Origin of the sequence: Rhizobium sp. SJZ105, assembly GCF_007828365.1 — a bacterium.
Classification (GTDB): Bacteria; Pseudomonadota; Alphaproteobacteria; order Rhizobiales; family Rhizobiaceae; genus Agrobacterium; species Agrobacterium tumefaciens.
Map to the genome: position 1 here is coordinate 1,112,463 of NZ_VIUP01000001.1, position 23,844 is coordinate 1,136,306.

Below are 23,844 nucleotides of genomic sequence, written 5' to 3' on the forward strand. Positions count from 1 at the left end.
GTTTCTTTCCGTACAGGGATGGTGAATGCTGCGTTTTCTTTCCCGACATAACGACACCCCGGAACTGCGCAGCGCCAACCATCTTCTCAGACTGCCGCGCTATGGCGATTTCAAGCAGTGGCACGTTCTGCGCTCGGAAAGCCGTCAGTTTCTCCAGCCATGGGAACCCACCTGGCGCCCGGACGAACTGACAGAAGGCTCCTTCCGCACGCGTGTGGTGCGCAACGGCCAGGAGTTTTCCTCCGGCACCGCAGTGTCGTTTCTGCTGTTCGAGAAGGAGACGTTGCTCGTTGGCGGCATCACCATCGGTTATATCAGGAGGGGTGCTGCACAAAGCTGCATGATAGGATATTGGGTGGGCGAACGCTACGCCGCGCAAGGCCATATGTCTGCCGCATTAAAATTGGTAATACCCTATATCTTCAACGGACTTCAGTTGCACCGTATCGAGGCAGCCTGTATTCCGGAAAACTTCAAAAGCATCCGGCTTCTCGAAAATGCCGGGTTCCAGCGGGAAGGCCTCTTGCGGGAATATCTGAAAATCAACGGCCAATGGCGGGATCATACGATGTTTTCCCTTCTTGCCGACAAGCAAAGCTCCAGTGGAACGAAGTACGATACATGACTTACACTCACTCTGCGCCGTGCCTGTCGAAACGTCTGGCGGCAATTGCACTGGCTGCGCCGTTCTTCCTGTTTTTCCTGCTTTTTTCGTCTCTTTCCTACGCCTTCGAGCCGGTGAAGATTTCCCGTGACGATACGGCGCTCGATCTCACCGCGACAACCGATATCTATGCCAATCAGGGTGAAGCCTTTCAGGTCTCGACCGCGCCCGGTCCGGATGGCATCCGCCGCCGTATCGAGGTGCGTGCCAGCTCCACCGACCATCAGGGCGACTGGGCCGTCTTCGCGCTCGCCAACGTCTCGGAAGAGCAGCTGGAGCGCGTTATCGTCGCACCGCATTTCCGTCTGGTGAATTCCAAGCTCTTCTGGCCCGATCTCGGCTCGCAGCGCATCATCGCGATCACGCCGAGCGAAGGCTTTGCGCTTGACCGGCAGCCAAGCCCGGATGCCGACGTGTTCCGCATCACGCTCAATCCCGGCTCCGTCATCACCTTCGTCGCCGAGCTGTCGACCCCGCAATTGCCGCAGATCTATCTGTGGGAACCGGAAGCCTACAAGGATACGATCAACGCCTTCACGCTCTATCGCGGCATCGTTCTCGGCATTGCCGGCCTGCTGGCCGTGCTCCTGACCATCCTGTTCGTCGTCAAGGGAACCTCGGTTCTGCCGGCGTCGGCCGCGCTCGCCTGGGCGGTGCTCGCCTATATCTGCGTCGATTTCGGCTTCCTTGAAAAACTCATCACCGTCACATCCAGCGATCAGCGAATATGGAGGGCGGGCGCCGAAGTGGCTCTCGCCTCCAGCTTCGTGGTCTTCCTGTTCACCTATCTCAATCTCAACCGCTGGCACGCGCATCTGGGTTATGCGACCTTTGCCTGGGTGGTGGGGCTGGCGCTGCTGTTCGGCGTCGCGATTTACGATCCTTCGGTCGCCTCCGGTATCGCGCGCGTCTCGTTCGCGCTGACGGCGACGGCCGGCATCGCACTCATCATCTATCTTGGCTTCAACCGTTACGACCGGGCGATTTTGCTCGTTCCGTCCTGGGCGCTCATCCTCGTCTGGCTGTTCGGCAGCTGGCTGACGGTGACCGGACAATTGGACAACGACATCGTTCAGCCGGCGCTTGGCGGCGGGCTGGTGCTGATCGTGCTTCTGATCGGCTTCACAGTCATCCAGCATGCCTTTGCTGGCAGCGCCTATCAGCAGGGCCTGTTTTCCGATCTCGAACGGCAATCTCTCGCACTGACGGGCAGCGGCGATACCGTGTGGGACTGGGACGTGACGCGCGACCGCATCGTCACCACACCTGATATTTCCAACCGTCTGGGGCTGGAGCCCGGCACGATGCATGGTGCTGCGCGCAACTGGCTGCCGCGCCTGCATCCTGACGATCGCGACCGGTTCAAGGCAACGCTCGACGTGCTGCTCGACCATCGCAAGGGCCGCCTCAATCACGAATTCCGCATTCGCGCTGAAGACGGACATTTCCATTGGCTGCAAATCCGCGCCCGCCCGGTTCTCGGCTCCAACGGCGAAATCATCCGCTGCGTCGGCACCATCACCGACATCACCGAGCAGAAGAACTCGGTGGAGCGGCTGTTGCAGGATGCGATGAATGACAATCTGACCGGGCTACCAAACCGGCAGGTCTTCCTCGACCGCCTGCAATCGATCCTCAACCTCTCTCCTGAAAGCGACGGCGTGCGCCCGACGGTGATGGCGATCGATATCGACCGTTACAAGCTGGTCAACGATACGCTTGGCATTGCTGCAGGCGACAATATCCTCATCGCGCTGACACGGCGTCTGCGCCGCCTGTTGAAACCGCAGGATACGCTGGCGCGTCTCGGCGGCGATGAATTCGGCCTGATCCTGACCTCGGAGCGCGATCCGCAGCGGGTGGCCGATTTCGCCGATGCGGTGAACAAGGCAATCATGGTGCCGATCAATTTCGCCAATCGCGAAATCATCCTCACCGCCTCCATCGGCCTCGTTTCATGGATCGACCAGCAGGAAAGTGCCGCAGGTCTCTTGAGCGATGCGGAACTGGCGATGTACCGCGCCAAGCGCGCTGGCGGAAACCGCGTCGAGCCGTTCCGTCCCGCTTTCCGCACGTCCGGCACCGACCGCCTGCAAATGGAAAGCGATCTTCGCCGCGCCATCGAGCGCAAGGAGCTGTCGCTCGCCTATCAGCCCATCGTCAAGCTTGACGATGGCGCGCTGGCCGGTTTCGAGGCGCTGATGCGGTGGGAACACCCCAAACGCGGCAACATTCCGCCGAGCGAATTCATCCCCATCGCGGAAGCCTCCGGCCTGATCGAACCGCTCGGCATGTTCGCGCTGGAAAGGGCAGCGACCGACCTGATGGACTGGCAGCATTCCATCGAGAAGATGCCGATCTTCATCTCCGTCAATATTTCCAGCGCGCAGTTGCTGAATAACGAATTGTATAACGACGTGCGCGGCATGCTGACGCGAACGCGCTGTAATCCGCAGCAGCTGAAGCTGGAGCTGACGGAATCCGTGGTGATGGAGAACCCGGAACAGGCGCGGCTGGTGCTTTCCAAGCTGAAGGAAACGGGCATCAGCCTCGCCATGGACGATTTCGGCACCGGCTATTCGTCACTTGCCTATCTCACCCGCTTCCCCTTCGACACGATCAAGCTCGACAAGGCACTGGTGGCCAATACCAGCGACAAGCGCAACGTGCTACTGCGCTCCGTTATCGCCATGGCGCGCGCTCTCGATATGCAGGTGGTGGCGGAAGGCATTGAAACGCCTGAGGATGCGGCGGAACTCTCACGCATGAACTGCCATTTCGGCCAGAGCTTCCTGTTCGGCACACCGGTTTCCGGCGATGCGGCGCTGAAGCTTTTGCGGGAGCGGTTCCAGCCGACGAAGCGAGCTTCGTAAGAGGTATTGGAATATGGGGTGGTAAAGGGCTACTCCATCCACCGCCGTCATTCCGGCATTGAGCCGGAATGACGGGAGAAGGAAACGACGCGTTTCCTGACTATGACTTCTCGTGTCTCGTATTCACTGCGCCATCGAGGACTGCTGCATCTGCCGTTGAGGCATCGCGTCGATCCTGCCGTGTAGCAGGTCGTGGATGAATTCCATCTTGCTCACAACAGGCGGGGCCAGCACGAAGGGATAAAGGTCCGCCTCCCCCATGCTGCGCTGGATCGAGTTGATGGCGACGCTGAGCGGAATCCAGGCCTTGACCAGTTGTGCGGCGCTACGGGCATTATAGGGATCGAAAGTGACCTCCGCCGCCATTTCCTCATGTCCGTCGGGGTCTATCGCCACACCAAAGGCGCGCGCGGTTTCCAGCGTATCGACGATGTGAAGATAATGCGCGAAACACTCGGCAAAATCCTCCCAGGGATGCACGGAGGCATAGGCGCTTATGAAGGTTTCCTGCCAGTTGGGGCGCGGCCCCTGCTCGTAATTGCGCTGTAGGGCCGCGGCATAGTCTTCGCGCTCATCGCCAAATACCGCGCGGCAGGCCTCCAGCCGGTTCTCATCACGAACCAGCTTGTTCCAGATGAAATGCCCAACCTCATGGCGGAAATGGCCAAGCATGGTGCGATACGGCTCGTTCATGTTGGTGCGCACCTGCTCGCGCGTCGCATCATCCACCTCTGCCGCGCGAATGGCGATCAGGCCCTCGTCGTGGCCGGTCATGGCGGGAATGACGGAACCGTCAGGTGCGACCTCGTCGACCAGAAAGTCGAAGACTAGCCCGCCGACAGGATCGGCATCGCGGTTGGGATGCGGCAGGCCGAGACGCAATATCGAATAGAACAAATGCCGCTGCGCCTGGCTGATGCCGCGCCATTGTTCGATACCCTCATCCGTCGCGATATTTGGCACGAGACGGTTATGGCTGCAGGCCGGGCAAAAGGCGTTCTGGCTTTCCGCCGGCACAGACCAGTTGCAGATGTCGTTCACCTCATTGGCGCAGAACCGCACCTGTCTTTCCGGCTGGGCAACAAGTTGCCAGTTCGGCTCTCCCGCAGGCGCCAGCGCTTCCATGGAAAGGCGCTCCGGCACGAAGGCCAGACGATGGCCGCAAGAGACGCAGAAACGATTGTCGAAGTGGACAGGCTGGCCACAGGAAGCGCAGGAGAAAAGCTTCATTCATGAAACCCTTGCGATGGATGAATTGGGTGAAGGGGAATATAAGAGACCAAGGTGAAAGGCGTAACAAACCCGCCCTTCAGGCCTCCAGACGACAAGAGCGCATGTGCGATAACACATGCGCTCCAAAGCACCGCATCAAAGACACGGGAGCCCGTCAGGCGACATTACATACGATCAACGACACCCTTGACCGCATCTTTGGCCTTGCCGACGTTCTTCTGTACCTTGCCTTCGGTTTCCTGAGCGGCACCCTTGGCGCGCAGCTCGTTGTTGCCGGTTGCTTCGCCGACGTTTTTCTTGACCTTGCCAGCAACTTCCTTGGCTGTACCGGCGATCTTGTCTGATGTGCTACCCATGTTACTGCTCCCTAGTTGAGCCGTACTGTCTGTGCGGCTTTCGGGATTGTTAACGTCAGGGATTGGGATTGGTTCCAGCAGTCGACAAAAGGAGCATCAGGAAAAAATCAGGCGTGGCCGGCTTCCGCAGAAAGCATGCGAGCATCCACACCCATAAGCGCAAGCGCCCGCTCGTATTTGTTGTCCAGTCCACGGTCGAAAATCAGCTCTTCCGCCGCCGGGCAATTCAGCCATCCATTATTGGCGATCTCGTTTTCCAGCTGACCCGGACCCCAGCCGGCATAACCGAGCATCATGGTAGCCTTTTGCGGGCCGCGACCATTGGAAATGGCGCGCACGATATCCAGCGTCGCCGTCAAGGAAATGTCGTCACTGACCGGAATGCTCGATTCACTTAAATAATCATCGGAATGCAGCACGAAACCCCGGCCGGATTCGACCGGGCCGCCGCACTGGATCGGAAATTCCCGGGTGCGGTTGGGCAGCATGATGGCGTCGTTGCTGTCCACCAGCTTCAGATGCAGCAGAATATCCGTGAAGGTGATCTGCTGCGGCCGGTTGATGATGAAACCCATGGCTCCAGCATCCGAATGGGCGCAGATATAGACCACCGAACGGGCAAAATTGCCATTGTCCAGCCCCGGCATCGCAATGAGGAACTGGCTGTCAAAAAAGCCACGTTCGCGTTTGTCCATCAGGGTTGAAAAGCTCACCGGCGCCTCCAGCTTGCCGAATTCCATCATTGAACGGGAAAGCGGCGTTCGCACTTCGACAGAGCACAGGATGCGGCATCGCGCCCGATCAATCAACCGAAAATGATGAACCGCACGAATTCGTAACTGGTCCATCGGGCGATGTTGGGTTAGACGGAAAGAATGAGCGTCAGGACATTCTTTCGATTTTCACATCTTCGCCTCGCCGTTGCCTTCGCCGCCCTTCTCGGGGGCGGGCAAGTAGCGCAGGCCGAAATTACCGACTGGGCGAGAAGTGAAGGCGGCCAGATGCGTGTGGCAAGCCTTGCCATGGATGCGGACGGCGTGGTGCGCGGCGTGTTGCAGATCGAGCCTAAAGACGGCTGGATAACCTATTGGCGCGAACCGGGCGAAGCTGGAATACCGCCCAAGATCACGCTTGATCCGGCAAGCGGTGTAAGCCTGACATCGATGGCCTATCCCGTTCCCAAACTCATCGAGAACGGCGATATCACCGATATCGGCTACGATCACGCCGTCAGCATTCCCTTTCAGTTGAAAGCCGTGGACGCCAAAGCGGGAGGCAATATCGACCTCAGCGCCTTCATCGGCGTCTGCCAGAATATCTGCATTCCCTTTGAGGCGACGTTTTCGATCAGCCGCGGCAATGCGGGCGATGACGACCACGAAGAGCGGCGATTGCTGGAAGAGGCGCGCGAGACGCTGCCAGAGGCTGCGTCCGACGATTTTAAGGTTGTCGATTTCCACATCACGCCCGATAAGACCATGCTTGGCGTGCAATTGCAGCTGCCGGAAAACGCGCCGAAGGAGACCGAGATATTCATCGCCGGCCCCTCCGGTTTTGCCTATTATGAGCCGCAGAACCTGGTGCGAGACAAGCGCAAGCTCTCCTTCTACATGAACATCAAGGGCTTGCCAAAAACCTATCAGGTGCAGGGCAACAGCTGGCCCATTCTTGTCAAATCCGGCGATCGGACCATGGAGACCATGCTCAATTTTCCAAAGCCCTGACCGTTCAGGCGACATATCCCGAACGGCTTTCTCAGCCATGGAATTTCCCGCGAAAACCGTATGACAGTTTTCTTTTCCTTGCTCTATAGTCGCGCGAACCAAACGGCCATAGGAGCATGGACATGACTATCAAGATCGGCGAAAAACTGCCTTCCGCAACCTTCAAGGAAAAGACCGCCGATGGCCCGGTGGAAACCACCACCGATGCGCTTTTTGGCGGCAAGACGGTGGTTCTTTTCGCCGTACCCGGCGCTTTCACTCCCACCTGCTCGCTGAACCACCTGCCGGGCTACCTCGAAAACCGCGACGCCATTCTCGCAAAGGGCGTGGATGACATCGCCGTCGTTTCCGTCAACGACTGGCACGTCATGGGCGCATGGGCACAATCGTCCGGCGGCCAGGGCAAAATTCACTTCCTCGCCGACTGGGACGCCGCCTTCACCAAGGCACTCGGCCTCGATGCCGACCTCTCCGGCGGTGGCCTCGGCGTGCGCTCCAAGCGCTATTCGATGCTGGTGAAAGACGGCGTGGTTACATCGCTCAACGTGGAAGAAAATCCCGGCCAGGCGACGGTCTCGGCCGCTGCAGCGATGATCGAGCAGCTTTAAGCCACCTCTCTGTCGTCGCGAATGAAGCACAGTATCCATTAAAGGGCGGTCAAACCGCCCTTTTTCACACGTTCATATCAAACACCAGAAGCCCGGCCAGACCGCCATCGGTCAGCGAGACCAGACGTTGACCGACTTCCATGTGTTGCGGGTGCGCCAGATATTCGTCGCGGGCTTCCGGGCTGTCCAACGTCACGATGAAGCCATCGACGAAACCGCCATTCAGGCCTTCCGGCGAAACGTTCTGGCCGTATTTCACGTCGATTATGCCGGGTATCACGTCCTTGAGGGCCGCAATTGCCTCAAACACCGCGTGTTTTTCAGAGGATGCCGTTGCAGCCTTGAACCGTAGAAATACACAATGCAGGATCATCTGAATGTCTCTCCTCCGCTGGAACATCGTCCAACTGTTTGACGACAAGATAGATCGGGTTTCAGTTTTCACAATCCCTTATCCTGGTTGGCCCGGATAAGGGCCGCATGGAAGAAATCAGACTTCCGTTACCGGCGTTTGAAAGGCTCCATGCCCTTGCGTGCCAATTCGTCGGCGCGCTCGTTTTCCGGGTGGCCGGCATGGCCCTTGACCCAGTGCAGCGTCACTTTATGGCGCTCCTGCGCAGCCTCCAGCGCCTGCCACAGCTCCACATTCTTGACCGGCTTGTTATCGGCGGTTTTCCAGCCCTTCTTTTTCCAGCCGAAAATCCACTTGGTGATGCCATCCTTGACATAGGCGCTGTCGGTATAGAGATCGACTTCGCAGGGACTTTTCAGCGCGTTGAGCGCCGAGATGGCCGCCAGCAGTTCCATGCGGTTGTTGGTGGTATCGGCCTCGCCGCCGGACAATTCCTTTTCGGTCTCGCCATATCGCAGCACGGCACCCCAGCCGCCCGGACCGGGATTGCCGGAGCAGGCGCCGTCGGTAAAGATATCGACATGTTTCATTCGCCAACCAGCCCGTATTCGGCGACATGGCTGATGGAGCGGTGGAACCGCAGCTTGCGCAGATATTCCAGCGGGTCTTTCTTCACCACCAGCGCGCCCGCCGGCGTCGTCAGCCAGTCATAGAGGCGGGTCAGGAAGAAGCGCAGCGCCGAGCCGCGTGCCAGAAGCGGCAAGGCATCCAGTTCCGCCTCGCTCAACGGACGCACCGACTGGTAACCTTCCAGCAGCGCCTTGCCCTTGGTGACGTTGTACGCACCATCCTTCTCGAAGCACCAGGCATTGAGGCAGATCGACACGTCATAGGCGAGCAGGTCATTGCAGGCGAAGTAAAAATCGATGAGGCCGGAAAGCTCGTCACCGAGGAAAAAAACGTTGTCCTGAAACAGGTCCGCATGGATGACGCCCGCGGGCAAATCCTTCGGCCAATTGGCGGCGAGATAATCGATTTCCGGGCGGATCTCTTGCTTCAGGCCCTTCTCCACCTCGTCGGCGCGGTCTTCAGACTTGTCCCACAGCACCTTCCAGCCATCGACGGAGAGTGCATTGAGGCGCTTGATCTCGAACCCCTCACCGGCAAGATGCATGGCGGCCAGCGCCTTGCCGACTTCCCGGCAATGTTTCGCTTCCGGTTTTCGCAGCCACATGCCTTCAAGGAAGGAGATCAGCGCCGCCGGGCGGCCGGACAATTCGCCCAGCAGTTCCCCGTCCTTGCGCGGCAGCGGCAAGGGGCAGGACAGACCCTTGGCGGCCAGATGCTGCATGAGACCGAGGAAGAACGGCAGATCGGATTTTTCCACGCGCTTTTCGTAAAGTGTCAGGATCAGCGGATCCTTCGTCGTATGCAGCAGGAAATTGGAGTTTTCGACGCCTTCGGCAATGCCCTTGTAGGATGTGAGGCTGCCAACGTCGTATTGTATGAGGAAATTCCTCAGATCATCTTCGGTGATGTCCGTATAAACTGCCAATTTCAAATCTCTTGATGAAGGATGGAGTGAAAATCTGAAGAGGGGATGACATATGCGCGGTAGGAACCACTCACATATCTCGCCATCCCGGTCTAGGCGCCAGTGGCGGCTTTCGGTGGCAGGGCATTGCTGGCATTGCCGTTCACGAAAGCCATGTCGTCCGTCGTCAGCTCGATGCTGCGCAGTTCGCGGTTGACGAGGAAATGTTCCGTTTCCTCCACCGTGACGGCCAGATCTAGCGTCGTATCGAAACGCGCCTTGAAGGCTTCGATGATCTCATCAACGATGACCTCCGGCGCGGAAGCGCCCGCCGAAAGACCGACGGTGCGGATATCGCCGATCGCATCCCAGTCGATTTCCGCCGCACGCTGCACCAGAACCGAATGTTTGGCGCCAGCGCGCAGCGCCACTTCCACCAGCCGCTTCGAGTTTGACGAATTGGGCGCGCCGACCACGATGAAGAGATCGCAGCCGGGGGCCGCCTGCTTCACCGCATCCTGACGGTTGGTGGTGGCGTAACAAATGCTGTCGGCGGCGGGCGCCTGAATGGCCGGGAAACGCTCCTGCAACCGGGCAATAACGCCTGCGGTATCATCGACGGACAGCGTTGTCTGGGTAACGAAACCGAGGTTTTCTCGGTCCACCGGTTCATAGGTGCCGGCATCCTCCACCGTCTCGACCAGCGAAACGGTACCTTCGGGCAGCTGGCCCATGGTGCCGATGACCTCAGGGTGACCGGCATGGCCGATCAACACGACATGACGGCCGAGGCGCTGGTGGCGCATGGCCTGCTTATGGACCTTGGAGACGAGCGGGCATGTGGCATCGAGATAAAACAGGTTGCGCGCCTGCGCATCCTCCGGCACGGATTTCGGCACGCCATGGGCGGAAAAGACCACCGGCTGCTCGCGATGCTCGGTGGGGATTTCGTGCAGTTCCTCGACGAAAATCGCGCCCTTGGCTTCCAGCCCCTCGACCACATATCGGTTATGGACGATTTCGTGGCGGACATAGACCGGCGCGCCATAGGCTTTCAGCGCCAGCACGACGATCTGGATCGCCCGGTCCACGCCCGCGCAAAAGCCGCGCGGTCCGCACAGCCTTATCGTCAAAGGGGGTTTGGAAACGGCGATGTTCATTCGTGCTCCTTGGCGTGCTCCTTGCCCTTGCCCGGTAGCCAGCCTTACCGGACAGGGCGCGCGTTATTCACCTTGCGCCTTACCGTTCCGGAAATAGGCAAAACCGGCGACGATGACAAGGGCCGCCGCCAGACCATACCACGTTATCGCATATTGCAGGTGATTGTTGGGCAAATCTATCAGCGTCACGCCGCCCTGTGGCCAGCCGCCGGGGTTCGGCGCATCGTCGGCATCCACGAACAGGTTGACCAGCCTGTTGGGCGGGATATCGGTGCTCGACGCCATGGCCGCCAGATCCTTCCAGTAGAAGATGTTCTTGGCGATATCGTTATCCGGCAGCAGGGAAGACGGTTTTGCAACGAGCGGCGCGCGCGCCAGCCCCTTGATCTCCACCTCGCCAGCGATCTGCCCTTCAGGCCGCTTCGTTGCCTCCTTCATCTCAAACGGCACGAAGCCGCGATTGACGAAGAGGATGCGGCCATCGGCAAGCGACAGCGGAGTATAGATGTAATAGCCGGTTCTGCCCTGGTGGGTGGCGAAGAAATGCCGCTCGCGGGCATGATCGAAAACGCCGGAAACGCTGACCCTGCGATATTCAATTTCGCCGCCGCTTTTGGCGATGACCTCGATCTGCGAGAGCGTGGCCGGACTTGCGTTGCGCCGCGCCTCGATATCGGCAATCAGCGCTTCTTTCCAGTAAAGCCGCTTCACCTGCCATGTGCCTAGCCCGAGAAGGATGGCAAGTGCCAAAAGGACGAGCGGCGCGGCAAACCAGATGCGTCTTTCCGCCGCCTTCATGTGGGAAACCTCATTCACGATCAAGCCTGCCTTCGCTTGCATTGTTGCGGTATTGCAGCGCAATCATGATGCCCTTCATCTTGCGCAGCAGCACGAGGGAGACGATCACCGCAAAAGGCAACCAGAGCATGACGTGCACCCAGACGGGCGGCGCAAAACGCTGATCGAACCAAAGCGCCAGCCCGACGACAAGGAAACCGACGATCAGCATGACAAAGACGGCCGGGCCTTCACCCGCATCGGCAAAGCCGTAATCCAGCCCGCAGGCACTGCATGCGGGTTTCGGGGTCAGGAAGCCGTCGAACAGCCTGCCATTGCCGCAACGCGGGCAGCAGCCCTTCAGCCCGACTTTTATTGGGTCCACCGGCGCAAAGCCGCCGTTTCCGGGTTCAGACATGATGGCCTCCCGCCTTGGGCCGGTTAAACCTCCGTCCGGCCCGCCTGTTTAAACACAAAGGGCGGCAGATGCCGCCCTCCGAGTCAGAAAACAAACCGCATCACTCCGCCAGCGGCGCGCCCCAGCCGCCCCAGATGTAGATCGCGAAGAACAGGAACAGCCAGACGACGTCAACGAAGTGCCAGTACCAGGCAGCTGCTTCGAAGCCGAAATGCTGTTTCGGCGTGAAGCCGCCGGCAATGGCGCGCAGCAGGCAGACCAGCAGGAAAACCGTGCCGACGAAAACGTGGAAACCGTGGAAGCCGGTCGCCATGAAGAAGGTCGCGCCATAGATCGAGTTCTTGAAGTCGAACGGGGCGTGCATGTATTCGTAAACCTGCACGGTCGAGAACAGGACGCCGAGCGCAACGGTGAGGACGAGACCGGTGATCAGCCCCTTGCGGTCATTGTGCAGCAGTGCATGGTGCGCCCAGGTGACGCAGGTGCCCGACAAAAGCAGGATGACGGTGTTGTAGAGCGGCAGGTGCCAGGGATCGATGACCTCGATGCCCTTTGGCGGCCACTGACCGCCGGTATATTCGAGGCGGGACGCCTGAATGGCCTCGTGCGGATAAAGGCTGGCATCGAAATAGGCCCAGAACCACGCGACGAAGAACATCACCTCAGAGGCGATGAACATGATCATGCCGTAACGCAGGTGAAGCGAAACGACGCGGGTGTGGCTACCCTCATTGGCTTCCTTGATCGTGTCTGCCCACCATGCGTACATGGTGTAAAGCACGATGACGAGACCGATATAAAACAGCCAGGGATTGGCCAGTTCCATGCCGAACAGCTTGAAGGAGCCAGCCGACAGGTAACGCATGTAACAGACGCCGCCGAAGGTCAGAATGAAGGCGCCGATCGAGGCCAGAAGCGGCCAGGGGCTTGGATCTATGATGTGGTAGTCGTGGTTCTTCTGATGCGTATCTGCCATGTGTGACAATCCCCTGGTATCTCTTCCCAGACCCGGCCCTGCTCAAAAGGCCCGAGTCTCCTCTCACAATTTGCTTTCGCCAGATTCAGTCTTTACCGGCAAGGACGCAACCGGTTTTTCGGTTTTGGCCGGATAAAACGTATAGGACAGCGTCAAAGTATGAATGTTCTTCGTTTCGCGCGCCGTGGCGATATCCGGATCGATGAAAAATACCACCGGCATTTCGAGCGTTTCGCCCGGCTGAAGCGTCGTTTCGGTGAAGCAGAAACACTCCACCTTGTTGAAATAAGCGCCTGCTTCCATGGGCGTGACGTTAAAGACCGCCGTGCCCGTGGTTGCCACCGCTGAGCGGTTCGTCGCCTTGAAATTGATCTGCACCGTCTCGCCGATTTTCGGCGTGACCAGCTTGTCGACCGGGCGGAAATCCCAGTTGAGGCCATTCGACGTATTGGCGTCGAAGGTGACGTTGATAGTCTTGTCGAGAATGACGTCGGAATATTGCTCGACGCGCTGGGTCGTGCCGTTATAGCCAGTGACGCGGCAGAACAGGCTGTAGAGCGGAACGGCGGCATAGGCCATACCGATCATAGCGCAGAAAAACACGAGACAGAGCACGAGGATGGAGCGATTGCTCACCCGCTGCGTGCCGGCCGTTGCCTTGTCTGCCCCGATATTTGCCCCAGTATTCGCCATGTCCCCCTCCTCTCCTCCGATCATGCCCTCACTGTCAGGCCGTCAATGCGAGCCGATCTTGATGATGGTGATGACGTAAAACAGCACCACCAGACCGGCGAGCAAGACGCCGAGCGCGACGTTGCGCCCGCGCCTCGATTTTTTCTGCGCCGCGCTCAGTTCCACGGTTTCCATCAAAAAACTCCCGAAATCACGGCTTTCAGTGCCGGAGCGAAATGATCGGCCAAAAGGCCGGAGAAGATGGCGAAGAGGTAAAGCACCGAATAGGCGAACATCTTCTTGGCGGGCAGCATTTTTTCGTCACCGTCAGGCATGCGCCGGACATCGAGCGAACAGTAAACGAAGATCACACTCAGCACGGCGGCGAAAATGCCATAACCGAGGCTCGCCAGACCGGTGAAATACGGCGCGACCGCAACTGCAGCCGTCAGCACCGCGTAGACGATCATCTGGTTCTTGGTGGAGCGCTCGCCCGCCACGTTCGGCATCATCGGAATGCCGACGGAGCCGTAGTCGCGCATCTTGAACAGCGCCAGCGCCCAGAAATGGGCCGGTGTCCACAAGAAGATGATGAGGAAGAGGATGACGCTATCAAGCGAGACGCCGCCGGTGACGCAGGCCCAGCCAAGCATGGGCGGGAAAGCGCCGGCAGCACCACCAATGACGATGTTCTGCGGTGTCGAGCGTTTCAGCCACATCGTATAAACGACGGCGTAGAAGAAAATGGTGAAGGCGAGCAGTCCGGCGGAGAACCAGTTGACCGCAAGCCCGAGGATGACCACCGAAAAGGCCGAGAGCGTCAGCCCGAAGGCCAGGGCCTCGCCAGGTGCTACGCGGCCGGACGGGATCGGCCGCTTGGCGGTGCGGCTCATCACGGCGTCGATATCTGCATCGTACCACATGTTGAGCGCGCCGGATGCGCCGGCACCGACGGCAATACAGAGAATGGCGATGAGGCCGAGGACCGGGTTGATGTGGCCCGGCGCCAGCACGAGGCCCGCAAACGCCGTGAAGACGACGAGCGACATGACGCGCGGTTTCAGCAACTCGAAATAATCGCGCGCGCCGGCTTCCGAAAGTTCGGAGCTTTCCAGGCCAAGCATTTCGCGATTGTCGATGACGGTCATTTCGTATCCTGTTTTTCTTCAGATGCCGCTTGCCGCGGCATCCCTTGCACCAGCCCGAAAACAGAGTGTCGTTTTCGGCGTGCACGGTGCGTCAATTCATTGGTCCGAACGTTCCGGCACGAGCAGCACCGGGGTCAAAGACCCGATGCCATGCGCCTGGCATATCGCCACGCCCGTTCCGTCGCCCTGCTGCGTCTGCCCATTCATAGTGGCAGTACTTGGCTTTTATCATGTCGCACGAAAAGCTTCGCTTGGACAAAATGCCTCACGCAGCAACAGACTCCGTCCGCCTCAAGGGAAACGGCGCGGATAAGCCCACACCATCCCCTCTTTTCAGCTTCCGGAGTTCGCAAGCCCTGCCTGCGCACTCCGGTCCGGCATTCAGCGAATGCGCGGAAGCTGTTCCCACTGGTGGTATGGCGGCGGAGAGGACAGCTGCCATTCGAGCGTCGTCGCACCTTCACCCCAGGGATTGTTGCCAGCGATCCGCTTCTTGGCGAAGGCTTCCCAAACACCGAAGAGGAAGATCAACACGGCAACGGCCGAGATATAGGAACCATAGGAAGACACCAGGTTCCAGCCGGCATAGGCATCGGGATAATCGATGTAACGACGCGGCATGCCGGCAAGGCCGAGGAAGTGCTGCGGGAAGAAGATCAGGTTCACGCCAACGAACATCACCCAGAAGTGCAGCTTGCCGATGAACTCGTTGTACATGTAGCCGGTGATCTTCGGGAACCAGTAATACCAGCCGGCGAAGATCGCGAAGACCGCGCCGAGCGACAGAACGTAATGGAAGTGCGCCACGACGTAGTAGGTGTCGTGCAGCGAACGGTCGAGACCGGCATTGGCGAGCTGGACGCCGGTGACACCGCCGACCGTGAACAGGAAGATGAAGCCGATTGCCCAGACCATCGGGGTCGAGAAGGTCAGCGAACCACCCCACATCGTCGCGATCCACGAGAAGATCTTGATACCCGTCGGCACCGCGATGACCATGGTTGCGAAGACGAAATAACGCTGCGCTTCCAGCGAAAGGCCGACCGTGTACATGTGGTGCGCCCACACGATGAAGCCGACAGCGCCGATGGCGACCATGGCGTATGCCATGCCGAGATAGCCGAAGACCGGCTTCTTGGAGAAGGTGGACACGATGTGGCTGATGATGCCGAAGCCGGGCAGGATCAGGATGTACACTTCCGGGTGGCCGAAGAACCAGAACAGGTGCTGGTAGAGGATCGGATCACCGCCGCCTTCCGGCGAGAAGAATGCCGTGCCGAAGTTACGGTCGGTCAGAAGCATGGTGATGCCGCCAGCCAGAACCGGCAGGGAAAGCAGCAGCAGGAATGCGGTGACCAGAACCGACCAGGCAAAAAGCGGCATCTTGTGCAGCGTCATGCCCGGAGCGCGCATGTTGAGGATGGTGGTGATGAAGTTGATGGCGCCAAGGATCGAGGACGCGCCGGCAACGTGCAGCGAGAAGATCGCAAGATCCACCGCCGGTCCCGGCATGCCGTTGGTCGAAAGCGGCGGATACATGGTCCAGCCGCCACCCACGCCGTAACCGCCCGCCGGACCTTCGACGAAAAGCGACAGGAGCAGCAGAATGAACGCCGGAACGATCAGCCAGAAGGAAATATTGTTGAGGCGCGGGAAAGCCATGTCAGGAGCGCCGATCATGATCGGGATCATCCAGTTGGCAAAGCCGCCGATCATCGCCGGCATGACCATGAAGAAGATCATGATGAGCGCGTGCGCTGTCGTGAACACGTTGAACATGTGCTTGCCGCCGTCGATGGCAGCGTCACCCTCGAAGCCGTAGACCATGGAGGCCAGACCGTGGAAGATCTGGATGCCCGGCTCCTGCAACTCCATACGCATGACAACCGAAAGCCCGCCACCGATGATACCCGCCATGATGGCGAAGATCAGGTAGAGCGTGCCGATGTCCTTATGGTTGGTCGACAGAAACCAGCGGGCGAAAAAGCCCGGCTTGTGGGAATGATCATGCGCGTGCCCATCATGAGCGGATTGACCATGCGAGTGATGATCGTCGTGTGCGGAAGGTCCAGCCATTGTCGTCACTCCAGGTCTCAGTTGGTTTCGTTGGCGGCAACGTCGACCGTGCGCGGAGCGCCATCGACGGAGGCCATCAGTGCCCGGTTCGCGCCGTTCAGATCTGAAGCGGCGGCGGCGTGCCAGGCATTGTACTGCTGTTCGGAAACCACCCGAATGGCGATCGGCATGAAGGCGTGGTCCTTGCCGCAAAGCTCGGAACACTGGCCGTAATAAAGGCCTTCCTTCTCCGGCTTGAACCAAGTTTCGTTGAGGCGGCCCGGAACGGCGTCGATCTTAACACCGAAAGCGGGCATGGCGAAGGCGTGGATGACATCCGTAGGCGCCGCCGTCACCAGAAGGCGAACGGTCTTGCCGACCGGAACGACCATTTCATTGTCTACCGCGAGAAGACGCGGGTAGCGGGCCTTGTCCTCCTTGCCTGCAGCTGCACGATCCTGCTCTTTCAGCAGATAGCTGTCGAAGGCGAGCGGCTCGGCGCCCTCGGCAGCCTTGTATTCGTAGTTCCAGAGCCATTGCGTCGCAGTCGCCTTCAGCGTCAGATCAGGGTTTTCCGGCTGCGTCAGCTGCGCGTTCAAAAGATTGAACGACGGGAAAGCGAGGAACAGGAGAATGAGAACCGGCGCAAGTGTCCACACCACTTCGATCGCGGTGTTGTGGCTGGTCTTGGACGGAACCGGATTTTTCGCTGCACGGAATTTCAAGGCGACGATAATGAGCAGCGCAAGAACGAAAAGCGTAACCGGAACAATGAACCAGAGCGTATATTGTTCAAACCAGCGTATTTCGTGCATGATCGGCGTGGCGGCCTCCTGCATGCCCATTTGCCAATGCACCGGCTGATCGGCGTGGGCGCCGACAGCCGTGAGCAGACAGGTCATCCCCGCCAATGCTGCGTAAATCCTATTCGTCACGGTACCCTCTCCCTCACGCGTCTGATCTTGATCAATTACAGACGCAGAATCCATGCTTATGGTACTAACTTCAAACCACAGTTTGTCCTCTGCCGCAATATGCGTAAGGACACGGATGTCAGCCAATTTCACCATTGTTCGTCGCAGCCGAGTTTCCCATGTCCCGTATCCCGCAAGATATTTCAGGTGCGCTTGGCAATGGTCAAAATCCGGCGCAGCCCATGCTGGCAGCGCTTTTGCAGCAGGCTTGAGCCACCAGGTACCGGCTGCCGCACGGTCAAATCAGGCGCCTGCACGTGGCAACAGGTCCTATTTCCGCCCAACTCGGCTGGAATTGAGGTACCAAGGCTTTTTTTTCCGGATTATGGCGTCAAAATAGCCGCACTGATTCGAATCCCAGAGGTATCCATGCGTCTTTCCCCGCTCGCGCGCACTTTTCTTGCCGCCGCCGGTCTTGCCATCATCGCTCCCGCCGCAGTGGCGCTGGCGCAACAGCAGCCGCCCGGAACGCCGAAGTCGACGCATGGAGCATGGTCGGTGATCTGCGACAAGCCGGCAGGCGCATCCGAAGATCAATGCGCCCTGATGCAGAACGTGATTGCCGACGACCGCCCGGAAGTGGGGCTTTCGGTGGTGGTCCTGAAAACCGCGGACCGCAAGTCGCGCATCCTGCGTATCCTCGCACCGCTTGGCGTGCTTCTGAAGGACGGCATGGAGCTTTATATCGACAACAACAACATTGGCCGCGCCTATTTCACCCGCTGCTTCTCCGAAGGCTGCTATGTCGAGGTCGATATTGACGACGAGCTGCTGAAGGTTCTGCGCGCCGGCAAGAACGCGGTTTTCGCGCTGCGTGAATCCGTCGATCAGGATCGGGTCGGTATTCCGATCGAGCTCACCGGCTTTGCCGAAGGCTACGACGCGCTTCCCTGAAGCCTCGTGTAAAGAGACAGCCTTGCGTCTGTCGGCTCCAGTGCCTAAATCGAAGGAACGATAAAGACTGGAGCCTTCAATGACCAACGACCTTGTAAATCTCTTCGATTGCGACGAGACGCAGTTGCGCAAGCTGGTCGCGGAAGCGCTCACCGGCGCAGACGATGGCGAGTTGTTCATCGAACATGCGCAGGCCGAATCGCTGACCTTCGATAACGGCCGCCTCAAGGGCGGCTCCTTCAATACCGACCAGGGTTTTGGCCTGCGCGCCGTTGCCGGCGAGACCGTTGGCTACGCCCATGCGGGTGAGCTGTCGCAGGCTGCGCTGAAGCGGGCGTCGGATGCGGTTGGCGCCGTGACCAGAGGTTATTCCGGTTCCTATGCCGCAGCCCCACAACGCACTAACAAAAAGCTCTACGGCGACGAAAACCCGATCGGCAGCCCGAGCTTCGAGGAGAAGGTGAAACTTCTCACCGATATCGATGCCTATTTGCGCGACAAAGACGCGAATGTCCGACAGGTGACGGCGACGATTTCCGCAAGCTGGCAGGTAGTGGATATTCTGCGCGCCGATGGCCATCGCGTCAGCGATGTCAGGCCCATGACCCGTATCAATATTTCCGTGGTCGCAGGTGAAGGCGACCGGCAGGAAAGCGGCTCCTACGGCATTGGCGGCCGCGTCGGCTTTGGCGATTTCATTACCACGGAGAACTGGCAGCGCGGTGCGGACGAGGCGCTGCGCCAGGCGCTCGTCAACCTGACCGCCGTCGATGCGCCCGCTGGCACCATGGATGTGGTTCTCGGCTCCGGCTGGCCCGGCGTCATGCTGCATGAGGCTGTGGGCCATGGCCTCGAAGGCGATTTCAACCGCAAGAAAACCTCGGCCTTTGCCGGCCTGATGGGCGAGATGGTGGCAGCCCCGGGTGTGACTGTGGTGGATGACGGCACCATCGACAGCCGCCGTGGTTCGCTCACCGTCGACGACGAGGGAACACCGTCGGCCTATAATGTGCTGATCGAGAACGGCAGGCTGGTGGGATACATGCAGGACCGCCAGAACGCCCGGCTGATGGGTGCAAAGGCGACAGGTAATGGCCGCCGGCAGGGTTATGCCTATGTGCCGATGCCGCGCATGACCAACACCTACATGCTGTCAGGCGACAAGACGCCCGAAGAGATCATCTCCTCCGTCAAGAAGGGCATCTATGCCGTTTCCTTCGGTGGCGGTCAGGTGGATATCACATCAGGCAAGTTCGTGTTCGGCTGCACCGAGGCTTATCTCATCGAGAACGGCAAGATCGGCGCGCCGGTGAAGGGTGCAATGCTGATCGGCAACGGGCCGGACGCAATGAAGCGCGTCTCGATGATCGGCAACGATTCGAAACTGGACACCGGCATCGGCAATTGCGGCAAGGCCGGGCAATGGGTGCCGGTTGGCGTCGGTCAGCCGCACCTGCGCATGGACCAGATCACCGTCGGCGGCACGAAGGCGTAGTTCCGGCCTCGAGCCGGAATCCAGCCTACCCGCGTCCGCTTGGCGAGATGAGCCGTTTCAGCCCAAGGACTTGGGCTGACTGTGTGCCGGATCATGTCCGGCATGAGGTGAGAAAAGCTGTGGCAGGCCGAAAAGTTGAACCTGCTTCAGCCCACAACTCCGCACATGGCTGCCATGATGAGGATTCCTCTGGCAAGTCACCCGGAAGACGATAATATCGCCCCATTACCGCAGGCCACGCCTCCCATAGCCGGGCCTGCGCGGCAAAGGAGACCATGACCATCATACGAAATGCCCTCGTCCCGGAACTAGCCGTCAGCGACTGGCAGAAAAGCCGCGCTTTTTATTGCGACCTGATCGGTTTTCATGTGGTTTATGAGCGCGCCGAAGAGGGCTTTGCCTATCTGGCGCTGGGTGATGCGCAGCTGATGATCGACCAGATCGGTGCGACCCGGACCTTCGTGGCGGAAAATGCAGCGCTTGAATTTCCGCTGGGCCGCGGCATGAATCTGCAACTTGCCGTTCCTTCCCTGCTGCCCATCCTCGCGCGGCTTGAGCGGGCGTCGATCGATCTTGTCCTGCCGTCAGAGGAAAAATGGTACAGGCGCGGCACAGTCGAGGTCGGCAACCGGCAATTCATCGTCGCCGATCCGGACGGTTACCTGCTCCGCCCGTTCGAAAGCCTCGGTGAACGCCCCTTCCGGTTCGGTTGAGCCGCCATGCTGCCTTTTCTCCCGCATGCTGTCGTTTTCGACATGGACGGATTGCTGATCGAAAGCGAGACGCTTTATCGCGATTCCTTTCTGGCCGCATCAGATGAGGGCGGCCACGGAATGCGGGTCGAGACCTATCAGAAGGTCTGCGGCAGCCCGTGGGATGTCATTACCGGCACCATTTTCGCCGATTATGGCGCCGATTTTCCGATCGACAGCTTCCGTGACGCCTGGCTCCGGCATCTTGCCGTGATGATGGCGGAAGGCGTGGCGCTGAAACCCGGCGTCGTCGAAATCCTCGATCTTCTCGACAGGCTCGATATACGCCGCGCCATCGCCACCTCCTCGCGGCACGATTCCGTCACGCGTCATCTCGGCCCCTATGACCTGCTCAAACGTTTCGATACCATCGTCGCCCGCGGCGACTATTCGGAGCCGAAGCCGTCGCCCATGCCATATCTTACTGCCGCAAAACGTCTCGGCATCGATCCGGGCCGTTGCCTGGTGCTGGAGGATTCCTGGCACGGCGTGCGCTCCGCCTCATCGGCGGGCATGATGACGATCATGGTGCCGGATGTCGCGCCGCCGACCGAGGAAATGCGGGAAAAATGCATCGCCGTTTCAACCGACCTTCATGCGGTTGCCGGTCTCCTGCAACAGGCGCCGTTATCAGAGGCATGAAGGCGCGGGCAAGGACGGCCTGCCCCCTGCAGCTTTCAAGGATACATGCGGACCTTGGACCACGGTTCATCCGGCGTCTCGCGGCGGAATTCGACACGGTCGTGCAGGCGGAACTTGCGGTCGTGCCAGAACTCGATGCTGACCGGGCGAATGCGGAAACCGGACCAGTAGGAGGGGCGCGGAATATCGCCGATCGCATATTTCGCGGTGTATTCGGCAACCGCCTTTTCCAGCGCAAACCGGCCTTCCAGCGGCCGCGACTGCTTCGACGCCCAGGCGCCGATGCGGCTTCCGCGCGGACGCGAGGCGTAATAGCTATCCGCTTCCGCGTCGGTAACGATCTCCACCTCGCCGCGCAGACGCACCTGCCGGCGCAGGCTTTTCCAGTGGAAACACATGGCCGCTTTTTTCTGGCCCAGGATCTCGCGCCCCTTCTGGCTTTCGAAATTCGTATAGAAAACGAAGCCACGATCGTCGACGTCCTTCAGCAGCACCATGCGCACATTCGGCAGGCCGTTTTCATCGACGGTTGCGAGTGCTACCGCGTTCGGATCGTTGATTTCGGAGGCCGTCGCGTCCTTCAGCCATTCGGCAAAAAGCGTGAACGGTTCATTTTCTTCAGTGAAGTCACTGGATGTTAACCCCGTTTCCGACATATTGACTAAAATGCTCCCGAGCTGATTTGGACCCCAGAGATGATCTCTGGCGAAAGATGGTGACCGTCATAGCAAAGTCGAACAGTCGAACAAAGGGCCTCCTTTCATCGATAGCGGAAGTTTCCGCCATCGTGTCAATGCTTGTGGTGCTGAGCGGATGCGTCAGCCTTGACCTGTTCGGCGGCGACAAGGTCGATCGCTCGCTTTCCACCGCCTCTGTTCCCAACCAGCCCAATAATAACCCGCAGACCGACGACGCGACCATCCGCAATGCGGTCACATCGGCGGATCTCACCAAACTCGCGGAACAGCCCCTGCCCTGGGCCAATGCCGCAACCGGCAGCGCCGGTGTCGTCACAACCATTCACGAAGACAAGTCCAGCGGTTTCGTCTGCCGCGATTTCAAGACGACACGCCACTCTTTCGAAGGTGTGGCGAGTTATGCCGGACAGGCCTGCCTGTCGGAAACCGGCGAATGGTTACTGACCCGCTTCGAACAGAAATAAACTGTTTACCCTGGCGCGCGGAATTAATCCGGCCGCATGGCGGCGCGCATTCCCCGTAAACAACTGCTTAGCAACTTATTGCCACAGTCGACGTTGTTTGAACCGAGGGCATGCATGCGAATGATCGCACGCATCCCTTTTCGGAGGGGTTTGTTTCAGGATTGCGCCATGAGCGGCTGCACGTGCCTGAGCCAACGTAACTGGTGTTTCGCATGCGCGATCCGTATTCTATCCTCGGCTTAAAACGTGACGCCCGTCACGAAGACATCAAGGCTGCCTGGCGCACGAAGGCAAAAACCGTCCATCCGGACGCCAATCGCGATGACCCTGACGCGTCGGCGCGATTCGCAGAGGTCGGGCAGGCCTACGATCTTCTGAAAGACCCCAAAAAGCGCGATCTTTACGACCAGGCCCGCAAGGCGGCCGAGAAAAAGCAGCGCGGCGAAACAATCATGCAGCAGCGGGAGGCGGCGCGCGAGGCCGCCGAGCGCGCCAGGGCCGCTGAGAAGCTGATGGAGGAACTGGCCCGTGCGGATGCCCGCAACAGGGCGCAAACCGGCCAGAAAGCCGATGCAAAACCCGAAACGGCCGAAGATATCGTCGAGCGGATTTTCGGCGCCGACGCGCAGAACGACCCCAAGGTGCAGCAGGCAGCCGAAGCGGCGAAAGCCGCAGCCACGGGCGTTAAAGGCGATGCGCCCAGTGCTGGCGAAACCACGCAGACGTCTGCAAGCGAAACCGCAGCTGCCTCTCTCGCCGCCAATCTCTTCAGCGCTCTCGTGCGCCGCTTCCGCCCCCCGCAGACGCCGCCGGAAAAGGCACCTGACATCACGGCGGAAGCCACCGTTACGGTCACCGAACTTCTGGAGCGCAAATGGATCACCGTATCCCTTGCCGACGAACGCGAGGTTCGCTTCCAGCTTGAACCCGGCATGACGGACGGTCATGTGGTGCGGCTAAAGGGCCAAGGGCTGAAGCTGCCGAACATTGCGCGCGGCGATCTGGCCGTCACGTTGCTGGCGGCACGCGACGACGCCTTTTCCCTTCGCGGCTTCGATATTCATACGACGCTGCCAATCTCTCTCAGTGACGCGGTTCTGGGTTGCGAGACGAGTATCCGGACGCCGCTTGGCGAGGAAACCGTGACCATTCCTGCCTGGTCCGGCTCCGATCGCGAGCTGCGGCTTGCCGAAATGGGGCTTGCGGACGGCAAGGGTGGATATGGCGATCTCGTCATCGAATTGCGCATCATCCTGCTCGAAAAGCCGGACGAGAAGGTGACTGACCTCATGCGCCACATGCGCGAAGGCCTTTATTTGTAAAAGTTTTGCGAATAGGCGGGACAACGCACCCTTTGTTACGTTCCCTAACAGTA

At 59.4% G+C, this 23,844-nt stretch carries 26 protein-coding genes; 10 read left to right on the forward strand and 16 right to left on the reverse strand.

Features of this window, described 5'->3' with window-relative positions:
* Positions 1 to 25 precede the first annotated feature (25 nt).
* Positions 26 to 625: a GNAT family N-acetyltransferase gene (locus tag FB593_RS05620; protein ID WP_003511814.1), complete on the forward strand. Its 600-nt coding sequence runs from the start codon at positions 26 to 28 to the stop codon at positions 623 to 625.
* The gene (locus tag FB593_RS05625; RefSeq protein ID WP_003511812.1) at positions 622 to 3,537 is read left to right on the forward strand and encodes an EAL domain-containing protein; all 2,916 of its coding nucleotides are present in this window, start codon (positions 622 to 624) and stop codon (positions 3,535 to 3,537) included. Before FB593_RS05620 ends, FB593_RS05625 begins: the two co-directional genes overlap by 4 nt.
* A gap of 123 nt (positions 3,538 to 3,660) precedes the next feature.
* Here the strand turns inward: FB593_RS05625 and FB593_RS05630 are convergent, their stop codons facing one another.
* From FB593_RS05630 to FB593_RS05640, 3 genes are all read right to left on the reverse strand, one after another.
* Positions 3,661 to 4,767: a putative zinc-binding metallopeptidase gene (locus FB593_RS05630; protein WP_145166378.1), complete on the reverse strand. Its 1,107-nt coding sequence runs from the start codon at positions 4,765 to 4,767 to the stop codon at positions 3,661 to 3,663.
* 167 nt (positions 4,768 to 4,934) lie between these two features.
* A complete protein-coding gene (locus FB593_RS05635) occupies positions 4,935 to 5,126 on the reverse strand; it encodes a CsbD family protein (RefSeq protein ID WP_003511808.1) in 192 nt (63 codons plus the stop codon).
* A 107-nt stretch (positions 5,127 to 5,233) separates the two neighbouring features.
* Positions 5,234 to 5,839, reverse strand: coding sequence for a YqgE/AlgH family protein (locus FB593_RS05640; RefSeq protein ID WP_003511807.1), 606 nt, complete (start codon positions 5,837 to 5,839; stop codon positions 5,234 to 5,236).
* Positions 5,840 to 6,001: 162 nt separating this feature from the next.
* Here FB593_RS05640 and FB593_RS05645 point away from each other — a divergent pair, with 162 nt between their 5' ends.
* Positions 6,002 to 6,850, forward strand: coding sequence for a protein-disulfide reductase DsbD domain-containing protein (locus FB593_RS05645; RefSeq protein ID WP_065661292.1), 849 nt, complete (start codon positions 6,002 to 6,004; stop codon positions 6,848 to 6,850).
* A 122-nt stretch (positions 6,851 to 6,972) separates the two neighbouring features.
* On the forward strand, positions 6,973 to 7,458 hold the full coding sequence (locus FB593_RS05650; protein ID WP_003511803.1) for a peroxiredoxin: 486 nt from the start codon (positions 6,973 to 6,975) through the stop codon (positions 7,456 to 7,458).
* Positions 7,459 to 7,522: 64 nt separating this feature from the next.
* Here FB593_RS05650 and FB593_RS05655 read toward each other — a convergent pair whose 3' ends face one another.
* The 12 genes from FB593_RS05655 to coxB all read right to left on the reverse strand — a co-directional run bounded on the left by FB593_RS05655 (position 7,523) and on the right by coxB (position 17,452).
* Entirely contained in the window at positions 7,523 to 7,831 is a 309-nt protein-coding gene (locus FB593_RS05655; RefSeq protein ID WP_013635620.1) for a Dabb family protein, read from the reverse strand.
* A gap of 128 nt (positions 7,832 to 7,959) precedes the next feature.
* Entirely contained in the window at positions 7,960 to 8,400 is a 441-nt protein-coding gene (gene rnhA / locus FB593_RS05660; RefSeq protein ID WP_003511799.1) for a ribonuclease HI, read from the reverse strand.
* A complete protein-coding gene (locus FB593_RS05665) occupies positions 8,397 to 9,365 on the reverse strand; it encodes a homoserine kinase (RefSeq protein WP_145166379.1) in 969 nt (322 codons plus the stop codon). The genes rnhA and FB593_RS05665 overlap by 4 nt, the downstream gene beginning before the upstream one ends.
* A gap of 92 nt (positions 9,366 to 9,457) precedes the next feature.
* Positions 9,458 to 10,504 carry a 4-hydroxy-3-methylbut-2-enyl diphosphate reductase gene (ispH, locus tag FB593_RS05670; RefSeq protein ID WP_019564182.1) on the reverse strand — a complete coding sequence of 349 codons (1,047 nt, stop codon included), beginning with the start codon at positions 10,502 to 10,504 and terminating at the stop codon, positions 9,458 to 9,460.
* A gap of 63 nt (positions 10,505 to 10,567) precedes the next feature.
* Positions 10,568 to 11,302, reverse strand: coding sequence for an SURF1 family protein (locus FB593_RS05675; protein ID WP_112289559.1), 735 nt, complete (start codon positions 11,300 to 11,302; stop codon positions 10,568 to 10,570).
* A 10-nt stretch (positions 11,303 to 11,312) separates the two neighbouring features.
* The gene (locus FB593_RS05680; protein ID WP_019564184.1) at positions 11,313 to 11,699 is read right to left on the reverse strand and encodes a DUF983 domain-containing protein; all 387 of its coding nucleotides are present in this window, start codon (positions 11,697 to 11,699) and stop codon (positions 11,313 to 11,315) included.
* 100 nt (positions 11,700 to 11,799) lie between these two features.
* Positions 11,800 to 12,675 carry a cytochrome c oxidase subunit 3 gene (locus tag FB593_RS05685; protein WP_003511788.1) on the reverse strand — a complete coding sequence of 292 codons (876 nt, stop codon included), beginning with the start codon at positions 12,673 to 12,675 and terminating at the stop codon, positions 11,800 to 11,802.
* A gap of 63 nt (positions 12,676 to 12,738) precedes the next feature.
* Complete coding sequence (locus FB593_RS05690; protein ID WP_003511786.1) at positions 12,739 to 13,368, reverse strand: cytochrome c oxidase assembly protein; 630 nt, start codon at positions 13,366 to 13,368, stop codon at positions 12,739 to 12,741.
* A 42-nt stretch (positions 13,369 to 13,410) separates the two neighbouring features.
* The gene (locus tag FB593_RS27805) at positions 13,411 to 13,542 is read right to left on the reverse strand and encodes a hypothetical protein (RefSeq protein ID WP_013635615.1); all 132 of its coding nucleotides are present in this window, start codon (positions 13,540 to 13,542) and stop codon (positions 13,411 to 13,413) included.
* Positions 13,542 to 14,495 carry a heme o synthase gene (locus FB593_RS05700; RefSeq protein ID WP_019564185.1) on the reverse strand — a complete coding sequence of 318 codons (954 nt, stop codon included), beginning with the start codon at positions 14,493 to 14,495 and terminating at the stop codon, positions 13,542 to 13,544. The genes FB593_RS27805 and FB593_RS05700 overlap by 1 nt, the downstream gene beginning before the upstream one ends.
* 381 nt (positions 14,496 to 14,876) lie before the next feature.
* Positions 14,877 to 16,571, reverse strand: coding sequence for a cytochrome c oxidase subunit I (gene ctaD, locus FB593_RS05705; RefSeq protein WP_112289556.1), 1,695 nt, complete (start codon positions 16,569 to 16,571; stop codon positions 14,877 to 14,879).
* 17 nt (positions 16,572 to 16,588) lie between these two features.
* On the reverse strand, positions 16,589 to 17,452 hold the full coding sequence (coxB, locus tag FB593_RS05710) for a cytochrome c oxidase subunit II (protein ID WP_019564187.1): 864 nt from the start codon (positions 17,450 to 17,452) through the stop codon (positions 16,589 to 16,591).
* Positions 17,453 to 17,893: 441 nt separating this feature from the next.
* Here coxB and FB593_RS05715 point away from each other — a divergent pair, with 441 nt between their 5' ends.
* The 4 genes from FB593_RS05715 to FB593_RS05730 all read left to right on the forward strand — a co-directional run bounded on the left by FB593_RS05715 (position 17,894) and on the right by FB593_RS05730 (position 21,307).
* Entirely contained in the window at positions 17,894 to 18,418 is a 525-nt protein-coding gene (locus FB593_RS05715; RefSeq protein ID WP_145166380.1) for an invasion associated locus B family protein, read from the forward strand.
* A 79-nt stretch (positions 18,419 to 18,497) separates the two neighbouring features.
* Entirely contained in the window at positions 18,498 to 19,913 is a 1,416-nt protein-coding gene (gene tldD, locus FB593_RS05720; protein ID WP_003511774.1) for a metalloprotease TldD, read from the forward strand.
* Between the two features lie 275 nt (positions 19,914 to 20,188).
* The gene (locus FB593_RS05725; RefSeq protein ID WP_003511773.1) at positions 20,189 to 20,626 is read left to right on the forward strand and encodes a bleomycin resistance protein; all 438 of its coding nucleotides are present in this window, start codon (positions 20,189 to 20,191) and stop codon (positions 20,624 to 20,626) included.
* A 6-nt stretch (positions 20,627 to 20,632) separates the two neighbouring features.
* Entirely contained in the window at positions 20,633 to 21,307 is a 675-nt protein-coding gene (locus tag FB593_RS05730; RefSeq protein ID WP_145166381.1) for an HAD family hydrolase, read from the forward strand.
* 35 nt (positions 21,308 to 21,342) lie between these two features.
* Here FB593_RS05730 and pdxH read toward each other — a convergent pair whose 3' ends face one another.
* Positions 21,343 to 21,963, reverse strand: coding sequence for a pyridoxamine 5'-phosphate oxidase (gene pdxH / locus FB593_RS05735; RefSeq protein ID WP_003511768.1), 621 nt, complete (start codon positions 21,961 to 21,963; stop codon positions 21,343 to 21,345).
* Positions 21,964 to 22,019: 56 nt separating this feature from the next.
* Between pdxH and FB593_RS05740 the strand changes: the two genes are divergently transcribed.
* Positions 22,020 to 22,469 carry an RT0821/Lpp0805 family surface protein gene (locus FB593_RS05740; RefSeq protein WP_003511767.1) on the forward strand — a complete coding sequence of 150 codons (450 nt, stop codon included), beginning with the start codon at positions 22,020 to 22,022 and terminating at the stop codon, positions 22,467 to 22,469.
* A 212-nt stretch (positions 22,470 to 22,681) separates the two neighbouring features.
* A complete protein-coding gene (locus tag FB593_RS05745; RefSeq protein ID WP_113472840.1) occupies positions 22,682 to 23,791 on the forward strand; it encodes a DnaJ C-terminal domain-containing protein in 1,110 nt (369 codons plus the stop codon).
* The last annotated feature ends 53 nt before the right edge of the window (positions 23,792 to 23,844 follow it).

Bases quoted from the DNA above. Each gene is read 5' to 3' on its own strand.
- FB593_RS05620 (WP_003511814.1), top strand. From the start codon at position 26: ATGCTGCGTTTTCTTTCCCGACATAACGACACCCCGGAACTGCGCAGC.
- FB593_RS05625 (WP_003511812.1), top strand. From the start codon at position 622: ATGACTTACACTCACTCTGCGCCGTGCCTGTCGAAACGTCTGGCGGCA.
- FB593_RS05630 (WP_145166378.1), bottom strand. From the start codon at position 4,767: ATGAAGCTTTTCTCCTGCGCTTCCTGTGGCCAGCCTGTCCACTTCGAC.
- FB593_RS05635 (WP_003511808.1), bottom strand. From the start codon at position 5,126: ATGGGTAGCACATCAGACAAGATCGCCGGTACAGCCAAGGAAGTTGCT.
- FB593_RS05645 (WP_065661292.1), top strand. From the start codon at position 6,002: ATGAGCGTCAGGACATTCTTTCGATTTTCACATCTTCGCCTCGCCGTT.
- FB593_RS05650 (WP_003511803.1), top strand. From the start codon at position 6,973: ATGACTATCAAGATCGGCGAAAAACTGCCTTCCGCAACCTTCAAGGAA.
- FB593_RS05655 (WP_013635620.1), bottom strand. From the start codon at position 7,831: ATGATCCTGCATTGTGTATTTCTACGGTTCAAGGCTGCAACGGCATCC.
- rnhA (WP_003511799.1), bottom strand. From the start codon at position 8,400: ATGAAACATGTCGATATCTTTACCGACGGCGCCTGCTCCGGCAATCCC.
- ispH (WP_019564182.1), bottom strand. From the start codon at position 10,504: ATGAACATCGCCGTTTCCAAACCCCCTTTGACGATAAGGCTGTGCGGA.
- FB593_RS05675 (WP_112289559.1), bottom strand. From the start codon at position 11,302: ATGAAGGCGGCGGAAAGACGCATCTGGTTTGCCGCGCCGCTCGTCCTT.
- FB593_RS05680 (WP_019564184.1), bottom strand. From the start codon at position 11,699: ATGTCTGAACCCGGAAACGGCGGCTTTGCGCCGGTGGACCCAATAAAA.
- FB593_RS05685 (WP_003511788.1), bottom strand. From the start codon at position 12,675: ATGGCAGATACGCATCAGAAGAACCACGACTACCACATCATAGATCCA.
- FB593_RS05690 (WP_003511786.1), bottom strand. From the start codon at position 13,368: ATGGCGAATACTGGGGCAAATATCGGGGCAGACAAGGCAACGGCCGGC.
- FB593_RS27805 (WP_013635615.1), bottom strand. From the start codon at position 13,542: ATGGAAACCGTGGAACTGAGCGCGGCGCAGAAAAAATCGAGGCGCGGG.
- FB593_RS05700 (WP_019564185.1), bottom strand. From the start codon at position 14,495: ATGACCGTCATCGACAATCGCGAAATGCTTGGCCTGGAAAGCTCCGAA.
- ctaD (WP_112289556.1), bottom strand. From the start codon at position 16,571: ATGGCTGGACCTTCCGCACACGACGATCATCACTCGCATGGTCAATCC.
- coxB (WP_019564187.1), bottom strand. From the start codon at position 17,452: ATGACCTGTCTGCTCACGGCTGTCGGCGCCCACGCCGATCAGCCGGTG.
- FB593_RS05715 (WP_145166380.1), top strand. From the start codon at position 17,894: ATGCGTCTTTCCCCGCTCGCGCGCACTTTTCTTGCCGCCGCCGGTCTT.
- tldD (WP_003511774.1), top strand. From the start codon at position 18,498: ATGACCAACGACCTTGTAAATCTCTTCGATTGCGACGAGACGCAGTTG.
- FB593_RS05725 (WP_003511773.1), top strand. From the start codon at position 20,189: ATGACCATCATACGAAATGCCCTCGTCCCGGAACTAGCCGTCAGCGAC.
- FB593_RS05730 (WP_145166381.1), top strand. From the start codon at position 20,633: ATGCTGCCTTTTCTCCCGCATGCTGTCGTTTTCGACATGGACGGATTG.
- pdxH (WP_003511768.1), bottom strand. From the start codon at position 21,963: ATGTCGGAAACGGGGTTAACATCCAGTGACTTCACTGAAGAAAATGAA.
- FB593_RS05740 (WP_003511767.1), top strand. From the start codon at position 22,020: ATGGTGACCGTCATAGCAAAGTCGAACAGTCGAACAAAGGGCCTCCTT.
- FB593_RS05745 (WP_113472840.1), top strand. From the start codon at position 22,682: ATGCGCGATCCGTATTCTATCCTCGGCTTAAAACGTGACGCCCGTCAC.